This is a genomic window from Chitinophaga sp. CB10, from assembly GCA_001870995.2.
Classification (GTDB): domain Bacteria; phylum Bacteroidota; class Bacteroidia; order Chitinophagales; family Chitinophagaceae; genus Chitinophaga.
This window is the reverse complement of record MLAV02000009.1, coordinates 234,085-253,321: the sequence shown is the minus strand read 5'-3', so window position 1 is coordinate 253,321 and position 19,237 is coordinate 234,085. Positions and strand designations below refer to the sequence as shown.

18 protein-coding genes are annotated in these 19,237 nt (G+C 50.3%); 10 read left to right on the top strand and 8 right to left on the bottom strand.

Translation table 11 applies throughout. The features are described from left to right. Positions 1 to 128: 128 nt before the first annotated feature. Genes plsX through BOC67_RS15090 form a run of 3 tightly spaced genes read right to left on the bottom strand, consistent with a single transcriptional unit; the run spans position 129 to position 1,877 of the window. Positions 129 to 1,079: a phosphate acyltransferase PlsX gene (gene plsX, locus BOC67_RS15100; protein ID WP_291911418.1), complete on the bottom strand. Its 951-nt coding sequence runs from the start codon at positions 1,077 to 1,079 to the stop codon at positions 129 to 131. Between the two features lie 48 nt (positions 1,080 to 1,127). After that, a complete protein-coding gene (gene rpmF, locus BOC67_RS15095) occupies positions 1,128 to 1,322 on the bottom strand; it encodes a 50S ribosomal protein L32 (RefSeq protein WP_073079237.1) in 195 nt (64 codons plus the stop codon). Positions 1,323 to 1,334: 12 nt separating this feature from the next. Beyond that, the gene (locus BOC67_RS15090; protein ID WP_291911417.1) at positions 1,335 to 1,877 is read right to left on the bottom strand and encodes a DUF177 domain-containing protein; all 543 of its coding nucleotides are present in this window, start codon (positions 1,875 to 1,877) and stop codon (positions 1,335 to 1,337) included. 248 nt (positions 1,878 to 2,125) lie between these two features. Between BOC67_RS15090 and BOC67_RS15085 the strand changes: the two genes are divergently transcribed. Next, positions 2,126 to 4,546: an ATP-binding protein gene (locus BOC67_RS15085; RefSeq protein ID WP_291911416.1), complete on the top strand. Its 2,421-nt coding sequence runs from the start codon at positions 2,126 to 2,128 to the stop codon at positions 4,544 to 4,546. 3 nt (positions 4,547 to 4,549) lie between these two features. Here the strand turns inward: BOC67_RS15085 and BOC67_RS15080 are convergent, their stop codons facing one another. Further along, entirely contained in the window at positions 4,550 to 5,428 is an 879-nt protein-coding gene (locus BOC67_RS15080) for a fructosamine kinase family protein (protein WP_291911415.1), read from the bottom strand. 12 nt (positions 5,429 to 5,440) lie between these two features. Here BOC67_RS15080 and BOC67_RS15075 point away from each other — a divergent pair, with 12 nt between their 5' ends. Further along, entirely contained in the window at positions 5,441 to 6,526 is a 1,086-nt protein-coding gene (locus BOC67_RS15075) for a DUF3810 domain-containing protein (RefSeq protein WP_367115567.1), read from the top strand. Positions 6,527 to 6,545: 19 nt separating this feature from the next. On the opposite strand, the gene BOC67_RS15070 is transcribed toward BOC67_RS15075, so the two are convergent. Continuing rightward, a complete protein-coding gene (locus BOC67_RS15070; protein ID WP_291911412.1) occupies positions 6,546 to 7,493 on the bottom strand; it encodes an arginase in 948 nt (315 codons plus the stop codon). Positions 7,494 to 7,737: 244 nt separating this feature from the next. On the opposite strand from BOC67_RS15070, the gene BOC67_RS15065 reads away from it, so the two are divergent. The 4 genes from BOC67_RS15065 to BOC67_RS15050 all read left to right on the top strand — a co-directional run bounded on the left by BOC67_RS15065 (position 7,738) and on the right by BOC67_RS15050 (position 11,839). Then, complete coding sequence (locus tag BOC67_RS15065) at positions 7,738 to 8,877, top strand: acyl-CoA dehydrogenase (RefSeq protein WP_291911410.1); 1,140 nt, start codon at positions 7,738 to 7,740, stop codon at positions 8,875 to 8,877. A 232-nt stretch (positions 8,878 to 9,109) separates the two neighbouring features. Then, complete coding sequence (locus BOC67_RS15060; RefSeq protein WP_291911408.1) at positions 9,110 to 9,796, top strand: YggS family pyridoxal phosphate-dependent enzyme; 687 nt, start codon at positions 9,110 to 9,112, stop codon at positions 9,794 to 9,796. Positions 9,797 to 9,812: 16 nt separating this feature from the next. Next, positions 9,813 to 11,054, top strand: coding sequence for a TlpA disulfide reductase family protein (locus BOC67_RS15055; protein WP_291911406.1), 1,242 nt, complete (start codon positions 9,813 to 9,815; stop codon positions 11,052 to 11,054). A gap of 470 nt (positions 11,055 to 11,524) precedes the next feature. Then, complete coding sequence (locus BOC67_RS15050; RefSeq protein WP_291911404.1) at positions 11,525 to 11,839, top strand: YtxH domain-containing protein; 315 nt, start codon at positions 11,525 to 11,527, stop codon at positions 11,837 to 11,839. A gap of 141 nt (positions 11,840 to 11,980) precedes the next feature. Here the strand turns inward: BOC67_RS15050 and BOC67_RS15045 are convergent, their stop codons facing one another. Further along, positions 11,981 to 12,703 carry an SRPBCC family protein gene (locus tag BOC67_RS15045; protein WP_291911402.1) on the bottom strand — a complete coding sequence of 241 codons (723 nt, stop codon included), beginning with the start codon at positions 12,701 to 12,703 and terminating at the stop codon, positions 11,981 to 11,983. Between the two features lie 180 nt (positions 12,704 to 12,883). On the opposite strand from BOC67_RS15045, the gene BOC67_RS15040 reads away from it, so the two are divergent. After that, positions 12,884 to 13,735, top strand: a complete 852-nt coding sequence (locus BOC67_RS15040) for a DUF1080 domain-containing protein (protein WP_291911400.1) — start codon at positions 12,884 to 12,886, stop codon at positions 13,733 to 13,735. A 183-nt stretch (positions 13,736 to 13,918) separates the two neighbouring features. Here the strand turns inward: BOC67_RS15040 and BOC67_RS15035 are convergent, their stop codons facing one another. Beyond that, positions 13,919 to 15,670: a DUF885 domain-containing protein gene (locus BOC67_RS15035; RefSeq protein WP_291911397.1), complete on the bottom strand. Its 1,752-nt coding sequence runs from the start codon at positions 15,668 to 15,670 to the stop codon at positions 13,919 to 13,921. Between the two features lie 217 nt (positions 15,671 to 15,887). On the opposite strand from BOC67_RS15035, the gene BOC67_RS15030 reads away from it, so the two are divergent. Together BOC67_RS15030 and BOC67_RS15025 are read left to right on the top strand one after the other, a co-directional pair. Then, positions 15,888 to 16,598: an RNA ligase family protein gene (locus BOC67_RS15030; RefSeq protein ID WP_291911395.1), complete on the top strand. Its 711-nt coding sequence runs from the start codon at positions 15,888 to 15,890 to the stop codon at positions 16,596 to 16,598. Further along, complete coding sequence (locus BOC67_RS15025) at positions 16,567 to 17,688, top strand: AAA family ATPase (RefSeq protein WP_291911392.1); 1,122 nt, start codon at positions 16,567 to 16,569, stop codon at positions 17,686 to 17,688. The genes BOC67_RS15030 and BOC67_RS15025 overlap by 32 nt, the downstream gene beginning before the upstream one ends. A gap of 246 nt (positions 17,689 to 17,934) precedes the next feature. Here the strand turns inward: BOC67_RS15025 and dcd are convergent, their stop codons facing one another. Then, a complete protein-coding gene (dcd, locus tag BOC67_RS15020; RefSeq protein WP_291911390.1) occupies positions 17,935 to 18,471 on the bottom strand; it encodes a dCTP deaminase in 537 nt (178 codons plus the stop codon). 39 nt (positions 18,472 to 18,510) lie between these two features. Here dcd and BOC67_RS15015 point away from each other — a divergent pair, with 39 nt between their 5' ends. After that, positions 18,511 to 19,233, top strand: a complete 723-nt coding sequence (locus BOC67_RS15015) for a 4'-phosphopantetheinyl transferase superfamily protein (protein ID WP_291911388.1) — start codon at positions 18,511 to 18,513, stop codon at positions 19,231 to 19,233. The last annotated feature ends 4 nt before the right edge of the window (positions 19,234 to 19,237 follow it).

Genomic DNA, 19,237 nt, shown 5'->3' with positions numbered 1-19,237 from the left:
ACCGCCTTATGCCATGGCCCGCTACCCGCGCCATGCAGTCCCTGCCCGTTAAACGCTTAATAAAAACCGCTCGTAAATAAAAAAAGCCTTCGCCGCAGCGAAGGCTTTTTAAATAAGTTCTAGCAGGATTACGCTTCTGTTTGATCAAAGCTGGCAGTAATCTTTTCCAACAGTTTGGTTTGTAACATCTGCTGTGCAAGCAGGATCATATTTTTAAAGGCAATGCCTTTGGAGATACCGTGTCCGATCACTACGGGTTTTGACACGCCAAGTACGGGGGTACCGCCATATGATTCAAAGTCAAATTTGTTCATGTACTCGTCATTGATACCACGGCGGTGCGCAATATCATAGAAAGATTCGGCCATTTTAAGGACAACGTTGCCTGTAAAGCCTTCGCAAACGATTACATCTGCTTTGTTGCTGAAGACGTCGCGGCCTTCCACATTACCGATGAAGTTGATTTGTTTGCTTTCTTTGAGTAGCGGATAAGTGGCCTGGGCGAGCAAATTGCCTTTTCCTTCTTCTTCTCCTATATTCAGGAGGCCAACCTTGGGGTTGGGTCTATTCAGTATATACTGGGAATAGAGGGAACCGAGGAGGGCAAATTGTGCCAGGTTTTCTGGTTTGCAGTCGGCATTGATACCCACATCAAGCAGCAGTCCGAAACTGCCGTCTTCGCGGGGAATAGGAGTCGATATCGTAGGACGTTGCACACCTTCAATAGCCTTAATAGAATAATAGGTACCCACCATCATCGCTCCGGTATTACCGGCGCTGATGAAAGCGTCTACCTTTTCATTCTTTAAGAGATGGAAACCAATAGAGATGGAAGATTGTGGTTTCTCCTTCAGTGCCTTGGTAGGGTGTTCATTCATCTCAATGATCTGAGATGAATGAACAACTGAATATTTTGATTGGTCCAGCTGTGCTTCGGCCAGAAGTGGAGCGAGTTGTTGTTCATCTCCGATCAAAACCAGATGCACATCAGATGCAACAGTGTCTAAATATAATTTTACTCCTTTTACTGCTTCTGACGGGGCGAAATCGCCACCCATCATATCAAGCCCGATTCTCATGTAACTCAAGTTTGTTCTTGTTAGCTCGGGTAAAATTAGTAAAATTTCTTATTTAGCAGCGCTCTGTTTTTCCAACACTACTTTTCCTTTGTAGTACAGTTTGTTTTCTACCCAATGAGCACGGTGTCTCAGGTGCACTTCTCCGGTTGCGCTGTCTGTGCTTAATGTATCCGCTACCGCCTTATAATGCGTTCTTCTCTTTGCTGATCTTTGCTGAGAATGTCTGCGTTTAGGATTTGGCATTTTATTTAATTTTTAATTGTCCTTAAATTTATCCAACCCTTTCCAGATTGGGTTATCGTTTTCTTTTGCCTGCTGGTTCATACGTTCCAGCATTTCAATCACCTTTGGATTACACCCGCTCTTGCCATCGGCAGTATCAGGGTGAATGTGCTGCATCGGAATGCTCAAATGTACAAATTCGTAGATCAGGTCAGCCACATTTAAGTGCGATTCCGTCCTCGAAATATAAGATACATCCGGATCCTCTTCCGATTCGTTCATCTCCTCGGGATTGTCCACCAGTTTTACCACATGATGGAAATCATCCCAGAGCTGCAGTTCAAACGGCTCCCCGCACCTGTCACAGGTAACGGTGGCAGTGCCGCCTATTTCAAACTTCAACAGGAAGAAACTGCTATTCTTGTCAAGACTCAAATTCACCGTCGCCTTGCAATTACTAAAGTCCCTCGGACCGTCGTAGTTCTCAAAGAAACTCTCATCCACCTCGTACTGAAATGTGTGCACCCCAGGTTTTAATCCTACAAAGGCTATTTCAAATTCGCGGAGTGGTTTCATATCAATATCCTCACTTTTAGAGGGATGCAAAGGTAATTAAATATTTGCAATTGCAAAAATTTCCTAAATTTGTTCACTATTGATATTATATTTAATATATATTTATATAATAATAAAATATCAACCATATTGCTGTCCCTGCGGACAAGCGCGAATAGCAAAGGTAAGTTTTTCTGCCGGTATTCCAGCGCCATTTTCGCAACGCCAGTAAATATTGAAAACCCTTAGTCCCCCTATTCCATCAAACGATGAAGCCCATAGGAAAAGAAGCAGTAAAAAACAATGCTCCTGCAGCCGGCGCCGCCAACAATGGCGCAGCCGACTTGTTTTCCATGCCCATCACCGCCTGGCTACAGCATAATAATGCCGGAATACTCGTGACTAACGAACACTACCGCTGTATCTGGATCAATGATATCCTCCGTCAGCACACGGGCGACCTCATCCGCCCCGGGGACTCCTTCACCCGCATGATCGCCGCCGTTACGCCCCTGCTCGCCAACCCGGCCGCCTTCAGCAAACAATTGCGGACCCTCCGTAAGGACAAAAAGCCCTGGTTCGGCTGGGAATTGCCCTTCCTCAACGGCCAGTTCCGGGAAGTTACCCACCTGCCCGTATTCCAGGGTACCCGGTTCATGGGCTGCATCTGGCAGATCGTGGACGTCACCCGCCGCAGCAGCGTCCAGGAAGCCATCCGCCTCAATGAACAGAAGTTCCGCACCGTCCTCAATAATCTCAACGCCGCCATGTGCGAAACGGACCTGGAAGGCAATATCACCCGCGTGTACGAAAGCTTTTGCCGCCTCTCCGGCTACAGGGAAGAGGAGCTGATCGGCAAAAACCTCACGGAAGTATTCGTGCCCGCAGAAAAGAAACTCTACGCCAAAGCCCTCCGCAAAAGAAGGCTCGATCATAACGTGCCCCTCCTGTACGACCTGGAAGTGGTACTCAAAGACGGCTCCCGCAGATGGGTCGTATGCAGCTCCACCAACGTGTACGACCAATCCGGAAAAATCATCGGCGGGGCCGCCGTGCATATGGATATCACCCGGCAGAAACTGCTCCAGCAGGACCTCGAAAACGCCCGCCGCTCCGCCGAAGAAGCCCGGCAGGCCCAAAAGGAATTCCTCGCCAGCATGAGCCACGAAATCCGTACCCCGCTCAACGCCATCATCGGTATGGCCCACCTCCTGGAAGAAACCCAACTCGATGCACAGCAAAAGGAATATATCAACCTGCTCAAACACTCCTCCGGCATACTGCTGGGTATTGTCAGCGATATTCTCGATATTTCCCGCATCGAAGCAGGGGAATTCCAGGTAAACCAACGGGAATTCAATCTGAGGGAACTGATTCAATCCCTGCGGCATACCTTTGAACTGAAACTCGGCCGCCGGCCTGTAAAAATTACCACCGAACTCGATTCTGCCATCAATACCTGGCTCATTGGAGATAATATGCTCCTGAACCAAATATTACTCAATTTGTTAGGTAATGCAGAGAAGTTCACAACGGAAGGAGAAATAGCCATACGCATTCACCAGGACAGCTGGCTCAATCACAAATCATGGATCAGCTTTCGTGTATGCGATACCGGTATAGGCATCAAAAAAGATAAACTGGAACATATTTTCCTGAACTATAAACAGGCAGAAGGAGATATACGTGAACAATACGGAGGTACAGGACTGGGACTGGCCATCGCCAAACAACTGGTTGAATTGCAGGGAGGTACCATCACAGTGGAAGAAATGACCGGGTTCCAAACGGTATTCTGCTTTAAACTCCCCTTTATTGATACCGGTAAACCCCTGGCAGCCGGTAACCGGAAACCCGGTACCAAACTAAAACAGCGTACATTCGAAAACGCCAGGATCCTGGTAGTGGAAGATAACCAGATGAACCTCCGCTATATCATGAGCCTGCTGCAGAAATACAAAATCAGTTACAATGTTGCCACCAACGGCCCTGATGCTACCTATTTCCTGGAATCGCGCCAGTACGACCTGATACTCATGGATATCAGGATTCCCGGTATGAACGGACTGGAACTGGCCCAGAAAATAAGAGCAAATGAAGCCCTCCCGAACGTAGCAACACCCGTTATCGCCACCACCGCCGTCGCTATGGAAAGTACCGCCTCCATGGCCCGCGCCGCAGGTATCACCGATATATTGATCAAACCTTACACACCAGACCAGTTGTTACAGGTGTTTAACAAATATCTAAACGAAGACGAAACAGAATTAATAATGGAAGAAGTGCAGAATATAAGCGGCTATGATTTTAATCCTGACCTGAACGTACAGTTCCTCAACGGACTGTATGAAAATAATATTTCCTATGCCGCCGACCTCTTCGAAATCTTTATCCGCATCATCCGCGATGAAATCGGTAAAATAGGCGACCTGCTCGCAAAGGACGACTGGACTACCATGAAATTCAACCTGCACAAACTCAAACCTAACTTCGCCATGGTAGGCCTCACCTGGATCACGGAAAAAATTCAGCTCCTGGAAGGCCTGCTCATCACTGACCAGGACCAGCGCAAGGAAGAGATCACCCGCCTGTACAACGAAATTGTAGCCGATATGAATAAATACTACCCGATCGTAAATGCCGAATATGAAAAAATGCGCAAATTCATCGAAGCCAACGGCCTCAAATAATCCTCAATAGGAGGCCAGCACCTCCTTTACGCTGTTGTAATAATTGCCGCCAAACAGGATCGTATGCACGAGCAGGGGATAGAGCTGACAAACGCCTATCCGTTGCTGCCAGCCCGGCGCCAGTGGGTATATGGACTGATAAGCATAGTAAAAACGGGTATCAAATCCGCCAAACAACCGCGTCATCGCCAGGTCTATCTCCCGGTGGCCGTAATACACCGAAGGATCATAAATACAGGCCCGCCCGTCTGGGCCAATCATAAAGTTGCCGGACCAGAGGTCCCCGTGCAGCAACGCCGGCTTCTCCGCCGGGAACAGCTGCGGCAGCTGCTTGCACAACCGCTCCATCTGCTTTACCGTCGCCGCTTCAAAAATGCCTTTGTCGTACGCCAGCTTCGTCAGCGGCATCAGCCGGTTGAAAGCATAAAATACCGGCCAACTGCTGTAAGGCGTATTGTATTGCTTTAAAGTGCCAATGTAATTCGGGCTCACATAACCAAAGTGCGGATGCGTAACCATATGCTGCCTGCACAACCCGGCCGCAAAATTTTCCCAGAAATCCCCGATGGCCGTGCCCTTGTTGATAAATTCCAGTAACAGGAAGGTTTTGCCCGCCACTTCCCCGTAAGCCAGCGGCTTGGGTACAGCCAGCGCCTGCGCCTTGCGCAGCTCCGTCAACCCCGCATACTCCTGCTCAAACAGGTCCGGGTACAACGCTGCATTATTTAATTTCAAAAAGAAATATCCTTCGTTGGTGCCTATGCGGAATGTTTTATTTATATCCCCGCCGTTGACGCTTTTTGCCTCATTAATGTGTACTTTTATTTGCAGTTTTTCAGATATAGCTCCGCCAAGCAATATTTGTAAAGATTCATCTATCATGATCCTTATTGTATGGAATTAAAAACCAAGTTTAGAATAAAGGTTCTCCGTATTGTACTAACACTTGCGGCTATACTGTTGTTAAAAGGATTAATGGCCTGGAGTTACCGCTTCGAATACTTTTACTTTCATGGGTGGTATAAGTGGACCAGCGCAGCTTTTAGACAAATCACAGGTATAGTGCCTTTCAGTGTTGGCGACGTAATTTATGTCGCCTGGATTATAACAGGAATATTTTATTTGTTAAAACTATGTTATAAACTCCTGCGCATGGCCTGGCCCGATGCAGGTTACCTGCTCGTCAGGGGTATTCATGTGCTGCTGAATCTTTATCTCGCCTTCCTCGTACTCTGGGGGCTCAATTATGACCGGAAGCCCCTGCAGCGGGACACCGGGCTGATCACCGGCCGGTACGATACCCGGCAGCTGTACCAGCTTTCCGATACCCTCCTGCATCTGGTAAACAGGGAAAAAGCCCTCACCGGCGATACGCTGAACGTGATCATGGCTGACCCCAGCCCCGTGCCGGTATTCAAACGGGCCATACAGGCGTACGACTCCGCCGCCGCCCACTGGCCGGCCTTTTCCTATAAACGCCCCAGCGTGAAACGCGCTATGTTTGGCAACTGGCTCAACTACCTGGGCGTTACCGGCTACCTCAACCCCTGGACCAACGAGGCCCAGGTGAATACCGAAGCCCCCCACGTACTGCAGCCCTTTATCACCTGCCACGAAATTGCCCACCAGCTGGGCTACGCCCCCGAGGAAGACGCCAACTTCGTCGGCTACCTGACTGCCGCCAACGCTGCGGATAACCGTTTCCGTTATGCCGCCAACCTGGAAATGTTCCTGTACAGCGTACGCCAGCTGGGCCACCGCGATTCCACGCTGGCAAAGAATGTATGGGAAAGGACGATGCCCGGCATAAAGGAGGATTACCGGTTCATAGTGCAGTTCTACAGTAAATACGAAGGCAAAGCCGATGAATACGGTACTATGTTTTATGATCAGTACCTCAAGGCCAACAACCAGCGCCGTGGAATCCACTCCTACAGCGATGTAACCGGCTGGCTGATGGCGTATTACAAGATTAACTAGGCCGGCTGTACGTGCCGTATCAGTTCATCATCAGCACATTCACGCTGCGCTGCAATATATTGAAGGCTATCTCCGCCATCAGGTTCTCCCTGTCGAGCGTAGGGTTCACCTCCGTGATCTCAAAGCAGCAGATCTTGCGGTGCTGCATGAATTTACTGATCAGGTCCTCCGCTTCGCGTTCCCGCAGGCCATTGCTTACCGGCGTTCCCGTGCCTTTGGAAATAGAGGAGTCCAGGCTGTCCACATCAAACGATACGTAGATGTAATCGCAATCGCTCAGGTAGCGGAACACCGACCGGGAGATGGCTTCCGGCCCTTTACGCCTTACTTCGCTGGTCGTGAATACTTTCATGCCGTACTGCCGGATCAGGTAGTCTTCCTCCTTCTCATAGTCCCGCAGGGAGATGAATACAATATCTTCCGGCAATACCTTTGGCGCTATCTTGCCGATGTTCTTCAGCGCATTCCACATCTTGGAAGTCTGTTCATCAATATCATGCACCTTGCAATCCAGGTTATCCTCTGCAATGGCCGTAGCCAGCGGCATGCCGTGCATGTTGCCGGAAGGCGTGGTATAAGGCGTGTGCAGGTCCGCATGGGCATCGATCCAGATGACGCCCAGCTTGGATTTCGGATGCGCCATTTTCAATCCCGCGATGGTGGCCCCTGCCGTGCTATGATCGCCGGAGAGCACTACGGGGAACCAGTTGGCTTTAACGGTTTCGCATACACTCTTGCTGATGCGCTCGTACATCGCCACCGTACCTTTTATTCTTTTGGCGTAAGGGGATTCGATGGGTTCAAACAACAGTTTGTTCTCGGTTTCTATGGATTCAGTAGGAAAGTGAACAAAGAAGTTGCTCATGAAATCCAGGGCGGCAATTTTAATGGCTTCCACGCCTAAACTCGCGCCGCGCGTTCCTGCGCCAATCTCAGATTTTACTTCTATTATCTTGATATTCTTCATAAAAAGGGAATATGCCAGATAGCAAGCTAATGGATTTTACCTGAACGGGCAAAGCAGCTGAGGTGTACCGCTTTTAAAACAAAGCGTTTAAAATAGACTATATCCAATAACAGCTGCCTTCTTACATCGATTTATTCAATAAATTTCTCCATCTGGTAAACAAGTTTGAATTTTCCGGGATGCATTTTTTTAGCTCCTGATTTATGGATAATTTGTGTTAATCACACTAAAACAACAACAATTAATGGATTATCAGCTCACAGAAGAACACCTTATGATACGCAAAGCCGCACGGGACTTCGCCGTGAACGAGCTGCTGCCGGGAGTAATAGAAAGGGATGAAAAACAGATCTTCCCTAAAGAACAGATTAAAATGCTGGGTGAACTGGGCTTTCTGGGGATGATGGTGAGTCCTAAATACGGCGGCGCCGGACTGGATACCATCTCCTACGTGATTGCCATGGAGGAAATTTCCAAAATCGATGCCTCTGCCTCCGTAGTGATGAGTGTTAACAACTCCCTGGTTTGCTGGGGCCTGGAAACATTCGGTACGGAAGAGCAGAAACAAAAATACCTGGTGCCGCTGGCCAAAGGAGAAGTGATCGGCGCTTTCCTGCTCAGCGAGCCGGAAGCCGGTTCCGACGCTACTTCCCAGCGTACCACCGCGGAAGATAAAGGAGATTACTATCTCCTCAACGGTACCAAAAACTGGATTACAAATGGTAACTCCGCCAGCACTTACCTGGTGATTGCGCAAACGCATCCTGAAAAAGGCAGTAAGGGTATTAATGCTTTTATTGTGGAGAAGGACAGCCCCGGCGTAACCATAGGGCCAAAGGAAAATAAACTGGGTATCCGTGGCAGTGATACCCATAGTATCATGTTCCAGGATGTGAAAGTGCCTAAGGAGAACCGTATAGGCGAAGATGGCTTCGGATTCAAATTTGCCATGAAAACCCTCGCCGGAGGCCGTATTGGTATTGCCTCACAGGCTTTGGGTATCGCCAGCGGCGCTTACGAGCTGGCGCTGAAATACTCCAGGGAAAGAAAAGCTTTCGGCAAGGAAATTAGCCAGCACCAGGCCATCCAGTTCAAACTGGCAGATATGGCTACCAAAATAGAAGCCAGCCGCCTGCTCTGCCTCAAAGCTGCCTGGGAAAAAGACCATCACCTGGATTATACCCTGAGCGGCTCCATGGCTAAAGTCTTCGCCTCCGAAACCGCCATGTGGGTAACCACCGAAGCAGTACAGGTACACGGCGGATACGGCTACGTAAAAGAATACCATGTAGAACGCCTCATGCGCGATGCCAAGATCACCCAGATCTACGAAGGTACTTCCGAAGTACAGCGCATCGTCATCGCTCGTTCTATCTTAGCATAATCATATTCATATTCATATTCAAATTCATTACAAACATAACCAGCCCCGTACTAACCCTACGGGGCTTCCTCCTTCCAAGAACAACCCAAATCCCCATCCCCATCCCCATCCTCATCCCCATCCTCATCCCCATCCTTTGCGCCCTTAGCCACCTTACGCCCCTTTGCGAGCAACCCCTCCCTTTGCGAGCAAACCTCCCACTCCCCACCAAAACTTTCCCTATTTTTGCCCCATGGCAATTAATCTGACCGCATATCAACAGGTACTCGCAGAACTGGTACCCTATAACGCACGACTGGTAGCTGTTTCAAAGACCAAGCCCGTAGAAGACATCCGGGAACTTTACCAACAGGGCCAACGCATCTTCGGCGAAAACTATGTGCAGGAACTGGTAGATAAACAGGCCTCCCTGCCCGCTGATATTGAATGGCACTTCATTGGCCACCTCCAATCCAACAAGGTAAAATATATCGCCCCGTTTGTACATACCATCCATGCTGTGGACAGCTTTAAACTGCTGGCGGAAATCAACAAACAGGCGCTCAAACATAACCGCACCGTCAACTGCCTGCTGCAACTCCACGTAGCAGCGGAAGAAACAAAATTCGGCATGGATACCTCCGAACTCTATGCCTTGCTGGATGGCTGGAAACACGAGCAGGCCGCATTCAGCGGCGTGCGCATCGCCGGACTCATGGCCATGGCCACCAATACCGACAATCAGCAACAGATCCGTAGAGAATTTCAACAGGTAAAAGCTATCTTCGATACGGTAAAGCGTCAATATTTCAGCGAACAGGACTACTTTAAAGAACGCTCCACCGGTATGAGCGCCGACTATCATATCGCCCTCGAAGAAGGCAGCACTATGATCCGCATCGGCAGCCTGCTGTTTGGAGAAAGAAACTACCACAAATAACAAATAGGTTTTTGCTATGAAGAAATTATGGAGCTGCCTGTTGGCAGGACTATCCCTCGCCGCATGTAAAACGGCTGCCGTAAAGGATTTGAAAAACGGTACCTGGCAGGCGAAGCTGCACCGCGCCGATGGGGCGGACATCGTGTTCAACTTTGAAGTAAAGGATACCGCCGGTCAAAAGGTATGGTATATCCTCAATGCGAACGACCGCCTGCTGGTGGATAACGTAAAGCAGCAGGGCGACTCAATATTCGTCAAAATGCCTTTCTTCGATTCCGACTTTAAAGCGGTACTGAAAGAAGGCGGCAGGATGGAAGGCGCCTGGACCCGCCACCTGGCAGATAAAGACGTCAGCATTCCGTTTACCGCCAGCGCGGATACGCCGGAAAGATTCCCGGTATCCGCCGCGCCGGAAGGAAAGATCACCGGCCGCTGGTCAACCTGGTTTGTAGGGAAGGAGAAAAACGATTCCTCCTACGCCATCGGGGAGTTCAGGCAGGAAGCCGGCAACCGCGTGGTAGGTACCTTCCTCACCACTACCGGCGATTACCGCTTCCTCGACGGGGTACTGAATAAGGACACGCTGAAACTCTCCACCTTCGACGGGTCGCATGCCTACCTGTTTACCGCGCTGCTCCGTGGGGACAGCATCGTGGACGGTACCTTCTTCGCCGGCATCGGCGAAGGGAAGGAATCGTGGAGCGCCCACCGGGACGATTCCGCCCGCCTGCAGGACGAAACCACCCTCGCTACCGTGAAGCCCGGCGCCGGCCCGCTGACCTTCGCCTTCCCGGACCTGGACAGCCAGCTCGTAAGCCTGAAGGATGAACGCTTTAAGAACAAAGTCGTGGTGATCACCCTCATGGGCTCCTGGTGCCCCAACTGTATGGATGAAACCGGCTACCTGAGCGATTGGTATAAAAAGAATAAAGACAGGGGAGTGGAAGTGCTGGGCCTCGCCTATGAACGTACCACCGATTTCCAGAAATCCAAAAAAAGCCTCTCCGGCTTCCTGAAACGCTTTGATGTGCAGTACCCGGTACTGATCACCGGCGTGACCCCCGGCGACCCGGAAAAGGCCGCTAAAACCCTTCCGCAGCTGACCGGTATCAAAGGGTTCCCGACCACCATATTCGTGGACAAAAAAGGCAACGTAAGCGAGGTCCATACCGGGTTTAACGGCCCCGGTACCGGCGAGCATTACGAGGAATTCAAATACAACTTCAACCGATTGATTGATAAATTATTAGCCGAGTAGGAGGGAGGTGATAACGGCGCCAGGACTTTTTAAATTATTTTATTATTTTCGTTTCTTTCAAAAAGTTTTGAAAAACAAAAAATCCTGATTATTTTACTGCTCCGTTTGACTTTATAAATTCCATTATCTACTCGCTTATCTTATCCACATAGCCGGAACGATGTCAAAACGTTGATATTGTTCCGGCTGTTTTTTTGGTCTTTTTTTGACGATGAATTCCCGTTACTGAACTGAGAGCTGTAGAACTTTTTAGTAGGTCTTACCCAAAAGAAAAATATAACGTCAACGAGCAAACGTTCTTACTGGTTTAATAAAAATATATTTAGACGGTTTTTAATGTTGATTGAATCACTAATTCAGCCTATGTAGTCTATTGGGCCATTCTTGGCCTAATATTTGAAAATTTGGGGGTGCAGCACTACTGAACTAAGTGCTGGGATGATTTGTTAAACCATAAAAAACCAGTGTTTATGTCTACTACCAAATTTTTAGCAGGAGCATTGGCCGGACTAACTGCCGGCTTGATTATAGGCGTATTGACAGCCCCGGACAGTGGCGAAGGAACCCGCAACAAAATCAGGTACACCGCTGGAAAATGGCGCCGCAAAGTCAACAAACTTGTAGGTAAAGGCGCGGGCGACCTCGATGAACTGAAAGATATCTTCGATAAAGAAGTGACCGGCCTCAGTGAGGATGTGCGCGAAAAAGTACTGAAACTCATTAACGCCAGCAAAGACACCTACAACAACTTTAAGAAAGAAGCTAAGAAGGAAGCGCTCTCTTAATGGCTGCCGGCAACGGTACCCGGCGGGCTTCCGGCTTACGCCGGCAAACAGGAACAATCAAAACAATCTGCCATATACAGGTAAATAAAAAACGACTGATGCAAAAAGCGTCAGTCGTTTTTTTTATGCAAAATGACAGGCTCAACTTGCCGTTTCGCCGGTTTCCATAAAATATTTAAAGCGTTTGATATCATTCACAATCATGTTCTCAAAGGCGGGATTCAGCAACCAGGCCAGTCCGCTGCCCAGGTAGCCTGCCGGGGCGCGATAGGTCAGCATCACATCCACCGCGGTGCCGCCTCCCGGAATATCCATGAACGTTACCCGGCCGGCGGTGGCAATGCTGCTGCCCGGTAAGGACCTCCATCCCAGGAACTCGCCGGGATATTCTTTCACAATTTCCGCGTCCCACTCCAGCGTACCAATGCCGCCAGGGCCTTTTACCACCCAGTGGGAATGCAGCGGGTCGTATTCCTCCACTGTTTGCAGGTGCTTCATAAATACGGGCAGGTTACTCAGCTGCCGCCAGAAATAATACACTTCTTCCCGTGGATTATCGATCATGATGGTGGTACGGATGTTCACCGCGCGGGTGTGCTTATCCGGTTTCCGCTTGCCCAGCAACCCGTTCACCAGGCTGTTGCCGGAAATACCGCGGTACAGTAAATAACCTGCGCCAATCAGTTTCAGCAGGCTCTTCACCGGCTTCTTATCCACCTTGCTAATGGCAGAGCCCAACAGCCACGCACCTGAAAATATAGATACCAAACGTCCTTCCGGACTTACATTAATAATACTTGAGCCTTTATACAACAGTCCTGCTTCTGGCTGAGCCTGACCATTCAACTGGTTATTTTTCATCATAAAGCATCGTTTGATGATACACCCCTCTAAAACCTTGCAATTATTTAACATTTTGATAATTACGGCGCTAGATATGCTATAATTTCTTCTTTATGTGGAAAGATGGGTACGTTGCGCAAAATATTACACAGTACGCCAGCGGGAATTTTTATTATCTTACCCATTACAAACTATGCACAGATGAAAAAATTTCTTACCACGTTATTGCTTTTTTCCGCTGTTGGCGGCTATGCTCAGACCGAAAAGGACATTGCGCCTTCCAAATGGGTGAAAATGTTCAATGGAAAGGATTTGAAGGATTGGGATATCAAAATCAAAGGCCATGATCTCAACGATAATTTTGGCAATACCTTCCGGGTGGAAAATGGTGAACTCCGTGTGAGATACGACCAATACACTGCTTTCGATGAACAGTACGGACACATTTTTTATAAGAAGCCATACGCTGCCTACCTCATCGTGGTGGACTACCAGTTTACCGGGGACCAGGTGAAAGGCGGGCCGGGATGGGCTTTCCGCAACAGCGGCATCATGCTGCACGGCCAGCCGGCCAATACCATGGGTAAGGACCAGGATTTCCCTATCTCCCTCGAAGAGCAACTGCTCGGCGGCAACGGTAAGGACCCGCGTACTACCGGTAACCTCTGCACGCCGGGTACCAATGTAGTCATGAATAAAAAACTCATTACCGATCACTGCATCAGTTCTACTTCCAAAACCTATGCGGGCGATCAGTGGGTACACGCGGAAGCTTTGGTGATCGGGGATTCGGTGATTAAGCATATAGCCGGTACCGATACCGTGATCGTATATAACAAGCCGCAAATCGGCGGTGGCAGCGTAAGTAACTATGATCCTAAAGTGAAGATAGATGGCAAGCCTCTAACGGAAGGCTCTATTTCCCTGCAGAGCGAAAGCCATCCTGTAGCCTTCCGGAAGGTAGAACTGTTCGACCTATCGCCATATGTACACGATCCTAAGAAGCTGGCGAAGGTGATTGAATTGCTGCAAAAAAGAAAGTTCAATAAATAATACTGCACTGGGGGTAAGGAAGGAGCGCTGCCGGTTTGGTGCATGGCAGTGATCCGGCAGGTTGCGCGGCGCGGCCGTTCCTGGTACGGGACTTTGTTCCTCCGCGGGATTAAATCTTCTCCCCAACAAATAAAAAAAACGACTGTCAAACGACAGTCGTTTTTTATTTCCGGGAAGGATAAGTTACTGCAACATCAGCTGCCGGATGTACATTACCGGCGCACTGCCGTAGCTGAGGAATTTCTCGTTGAATGTTTTTAGTTTATAGTCGCTGCCCATTTTCTTTTTATAGGCTTCGCGGAGGTCGATGATCTCTTTGTAACCGGTATAATAAAACGTGAGCTGTACGCTGGAAACCGTTACCCGGCGCCACTTTCCTTCTGCCTCTGCCTGTTGCTGGAAGGCCTCTTTGGTCAGCAGGTGCAGCGCGTCTTCCCTGCTCATATTTTTCACATGCACGCTGTAATCGAGGATGGTATTGCAAACCGTGCGGAGGTTCCATTTGTACCACATCAGCCACATCTCAGGCGCATTGTTGCCATAGCCGTTTTCCAGCATCATTTGCTCGGTATATACGGCCCAGCCTTCGATCATCGCGCCGTTGCCCATGATGGATTTGATGAGGCTTGGCGACTGGTTGGCGTACACCAGCTGCGTGTAGTGGCCGGGGATAGCCTCGTGTATATCCAGGATTTGCATGATGTAATGATTGTATTCCCGCAGGTAACTTTCCGCCTGCGCGGCAGGCCAGCCTTCGAGGCTACCCACGTTGTAATAGGTGTTGCCGCCCTTGTCGTACGGGCCAGGCGCGCTGATGGAAGCGCCGGCCACACCGGCCATATACGCCGGCTCCTTGCGCACTACAAGCGGTTTGGAAGGATCGAGGTAGAGCAGGTCCTTTTCCTTGATGAATTGTACCAGCTCCGGGATCTGTTTTTCTATGGCAGACTGGAACTCCGCAGGCTTAACGTGTTGCACGCTCAGGGTATCGATCATACGGCCGATCAATTCCAGGGAATCAGCCGGCATCGGGGCTTTGCCGAAATACTTAGGCCAGAGTTCGCGACTGATGCGCGTCATTTCCCCATGCACGTACTTTTTGCGCGCAATAGCGGAATCGTAGATCTGCTCCGCCGTGTAGGACGACTGTACGGCGTACCTGAACTTCTGGTCGTATAAAGTTTTGCCCAGGCGGAAGCTGCGCGGGTTGGCTGGTTTCAGCGCCGCCAGCCACCTGGCATAGTCCTTCATTGCAGCGGCGGCAGCCTGTGCGCTGGCCAGCATCGCTTTCTTTTCACCGGCGGAAAAGCTGGTGTTTTTGAGCGAGTCTGCAAAGTCCTTTTCAAAGATGGAAGCGCCTCCGTTATTCTGATCAACGGCCAGCTGCTGCAGTTCAGGCACCGGGTCCTTTACCTGCGCTTTGGCGGCCGCATAATAGGCCGGCACGTTTTTGAGCCGTGCATAAAAGCTGCGCAACCTGCTTTCCAGTGGCGCGTAATTTTCGTTGAGTATTGTTGCAAAACCGCCGCTGATATTGAATTCAGAAGGGTCCCATTCGTTGGACTTCAATTCCCTGATGGCCCATACGTTGGAATTAAGGTAGTCCTCCATCAAATGATAATCGATTTTATTGGCATCGGTCAGTTGATCGGGGTTGTATTTTTTCAGGGAATCCAGGTGGCGGGCGCTGAAGGCGAGGGTGGCCTGGGTGGCTGCTTCGTCGCGCACAACCAGCACGCTGTCATACTTGTGATAGCCCACACTGGTGGCCCATCCGGGATTCTCCTTCCAGAGGTCATCGATAAAATGTTGCTGATAAGCGGCAAATGCCTGGTTGACGGCACTGTCAGCCCCGGCGCCTTTGCCGGTGCTGTTGCCATTGTTGCAGGCAGCGAGGGATGCCGCTGCAGCTGCGCATAGTAAGATGTTTCTCATTGCAGACTTTTAAACGTTGTGCCGTAAGATACTATTTTTGAGGCATGCGGCAGGGATTGTTATACATGGATGGTTATTTTATGTATTTTTGCACCGCATTTAAAACTTAAATCTGCAAAACTTTGCGCCATGTAATATCGCAGGCATATTAATTTCCAGCCTTAGTCGCTCCTCCGGAAGCGGCCTGTGATTTTATTGTTTACTCCAATCCATCATCATGGCAATTTCACAAAAGTACGGCCGTACCTGGCATTACCCGTTTTCTCCCGGGACTACCAGCGACGATCGTATTCAATATAACTACTGGGATGCGCTGAAGCAGCTCCCGCAAATTATTCATACGGAGAAACTGGATGGAGAGAATAACTGTCTTTCCCGGCACGGCGTTTTTGCGCGTTCGCATGCAGCGCCTACCACATCCGCGTGGACGGCCTCCATCCGCACTTACTGGAACCAGGTGCGCAACGACCTCGGCGACCTTGAGATTTTCCTGGAAAACCTGTACGCCGTACATTCTATTGAGTACAGGAACCTGGATCATCATTTTTACGTCTTCGCCATTCGTGAGCACGACCGCTGGCTCAGCTGGGAAGAGACGGTATTTTACGCCAATATGCTGGACCTGCCAACCGTGCCGGTAATAGCGGTGGTAACGCCGCCGCCTGTACGGGAAGATTTCGAAAAGGAAACGCTGGCGCTGGTGCAGGGCAGGGGAGCGTTTGACCCCTACGATACCGTTACCGGCCGGCCTACTACCATGGAAGGACTGGTGAGCCGTAACGCGAACGGCTACCCGGTAAGCGAATTTGCTAACAACGTGTTTAAATACGTCCGGAAAGGACACGTGAAAACAGACCAGCACTGGACCCGCCACTGGCGCAGGGCCCGGCTGAATTATGAAGGAGGTAATTATGTGGACCATCGATAAAAATAAATCCTGGGCGCACCTGCGCGATACCTATTACTGGGTGAGCCGCATGGAAGGCGTGCCGCAAAGTCCTGTCCACCACGCGGAAGGCGACGTGGCTACCCACACGCGCATGGTGGTGGAGGCGCTGGAGCAGCTGCCGACCTGGCGGCAACTCCCGCCGCAGCAGCAGGAACTGCTCTGGGCGGCCGCCCTGCTGCACGACGTAGAGAAGTTCAGCACCACGGAAACCCTGGACGACGGCAGCATCGTATCCCCCGGGCATGCGCGCCGCGGCGCGATGACGGCCCGGAATATACTCTACGAAGAAATTCCCACGCCGTTTGAAATCCGCGAGCAGATTGTATGGCTGATACGGTATCATGGCCTGCCGCTCTGGGTATTTGATAAGCCCGATCCGGTGAAAGCATTGATCAGCGCCAGTTTGGACGTGGATACTTCCCTGCTGGCTACCCTCGCACGGGCGGACGTGCTGGGCCGTATTTGTAACGACCAGGAAGAGCTGCTGTACCGGATCGATTGCTTTGAGGCGCTGGCCCGGGAGCAGCAATGCTGGGGGCAGCCGAAGGCCTTTGCCACGCCGGCGGCGAAAATGAACTACCTGGAAAAAGAAGGCGTAGCGCCGGACTATGTACCGTTCCCCGCTGCGGGCAGCCAGGTGGTGCTGATGAGCGGGTTGCCGGGCGCCGGTAAGGATACCTATGTGCAGCGGCATTATAAGGACTGGGCCATGGTATCGCCGGATAACCTCCGCCGGGAAAAGAAAGTGGACCCGACGGATAAGAGCGCCAACGGCACCATCATCCAGGAAGCCAAAGAGCTGGCGCGCGGCTACCTGCGCGCGGGTAAAAACTTTGTGTGGAATGCGACCAACATTACCCGGCAGATGCGGCAGCAGCTGGTGAGCCTTTGTATGACGTACAGCGCGCAGGTAACGATCGTGTATGTGGAAGCGCCGGCGGATAAGCTGCTAAAACAGAATGCGCAGCGTAAGTATGCGATTCCGGAAAAAGCGTTGCGGCAACTGATGCGGAAGCTGGAAACGCCGGGGCAAACGGAGGCGCATGCTGTGGAGTATGTCGTGCAGTGAGTGGTTGTTTAGAAGGCTTTGGATGGTGCGATGGGTAGCTGACGCAAGGTTATTTTCGTTAGCAGGCAGGGGCTGCGCTCGCAAGGTTACTCCTGTCAGCATGCAGAGGCTGCGCTCGCAAGGTTACTTCCATTAGCATGCAGGCCCAGGTTACTCCTGTTAGCATGCAGCGCCTGCGCCCTATACGCATAAAAAAAGAGGTTGCCGTTACCCCGGCAACCTCTTTCATTTCCTATCTTAAAAAAATTAAAACTCGTTTTTCCACATCATGCTCTCCACGGGTCTTACCGTACGGCCATTGTATTTGGCGTTGCCTTTCTTGTTATAGAAAGTTTCCACATCGCCTTCCACGACGAAGTAGATCAGCTGGCCGATCGGCATGCCTGCGTACACGCGTACCGGTTGGGCGCAGGATATTTCCAGCGTCCAGGTGTTGCAGAAGCCCACATCTCCTTTTCCGGCGGTGGCGTGGATATCAATGCCCAGGCGGCCGGTGCTGGATTTACCTTCCAGGAAGGGTACATGGGCGTGGGTTTCGGTGTATTCGAGGGTAACACCCAGGTAAAGGGTGCCTGGTTGCAGCACATAACCTTCTTCAGGAATCTCGAAATGTTCGATTTCATTGTGCTGGCGTGCATCCAATACGCGGTTCTTGTAGGTAGCGAGGTATTTGCCCAGGTGTACGTCGTAGGAATTGGTGCCCAGGTACTTCCGGTCGAACGGAGAAATCACGATTGTGCCTTTCTCAATTTCCTCCAAGATGCGTTTGTCTGACAAAATCATGTGCTAGGTGTTTGCTTTAGCTGTTAGTAATTCGGATTGGTGTTAAAAGCGGTTAAAGAAAAGCTAATACCGGCAGGGATTGCGCTTTTTTTCACCTTTTTTCTATTAATTTGGCAAGATATGCCATTAATACGTACCATACAAATTGATCCGGAGACCAGGCTGGGGTTGTGGAAAATTAGTGAACAAGAAGCCTTCTTTGAAGAGAAAATAACCATTAGCAGGGCCATACATCACCCCCACAAGCGTTTACAGCATTATGCCGGCCGCTTGTTACTCATCACCCTGTTTCCTGATTTTCCTTTGGAGGAAGTGGTAGTGGCCGATACCCGTAAGCCTTTGTTGCAGTGTGGCAGTTTTCATTTTTCGATTTCCCATTGCGGCGATTATGCCGCCGCCATTGTGAGCCGCCGTGCGGCCGTGGGGATTGACATCGAGGGCGTGCAGCCCAAGATTGGCCGCGTATCCGGCAAATTCCTTTCGCCGGAAGAGCAGGCCTTTATTGACCCGGTGAATACCCTGAAGCACCAAACCATCTGCTGGAGCGCCAAAGAAGCGATGTTTAAATGGTACGGCCTCGGCAGCGTTGATTTCCGGGAGAATATGCGTTTACAACCATTTCCCTTTATGCCGGCCGGATTTATTACCGCCAATTTTGTGAAGCCGGATACAAATACGCAACTATATTTGCAATATATATTGGAAGACGACCTATGCCTGGCATGGACACATCCGGCTGCTGAAAGTCAAACTAATTCTTAACTGT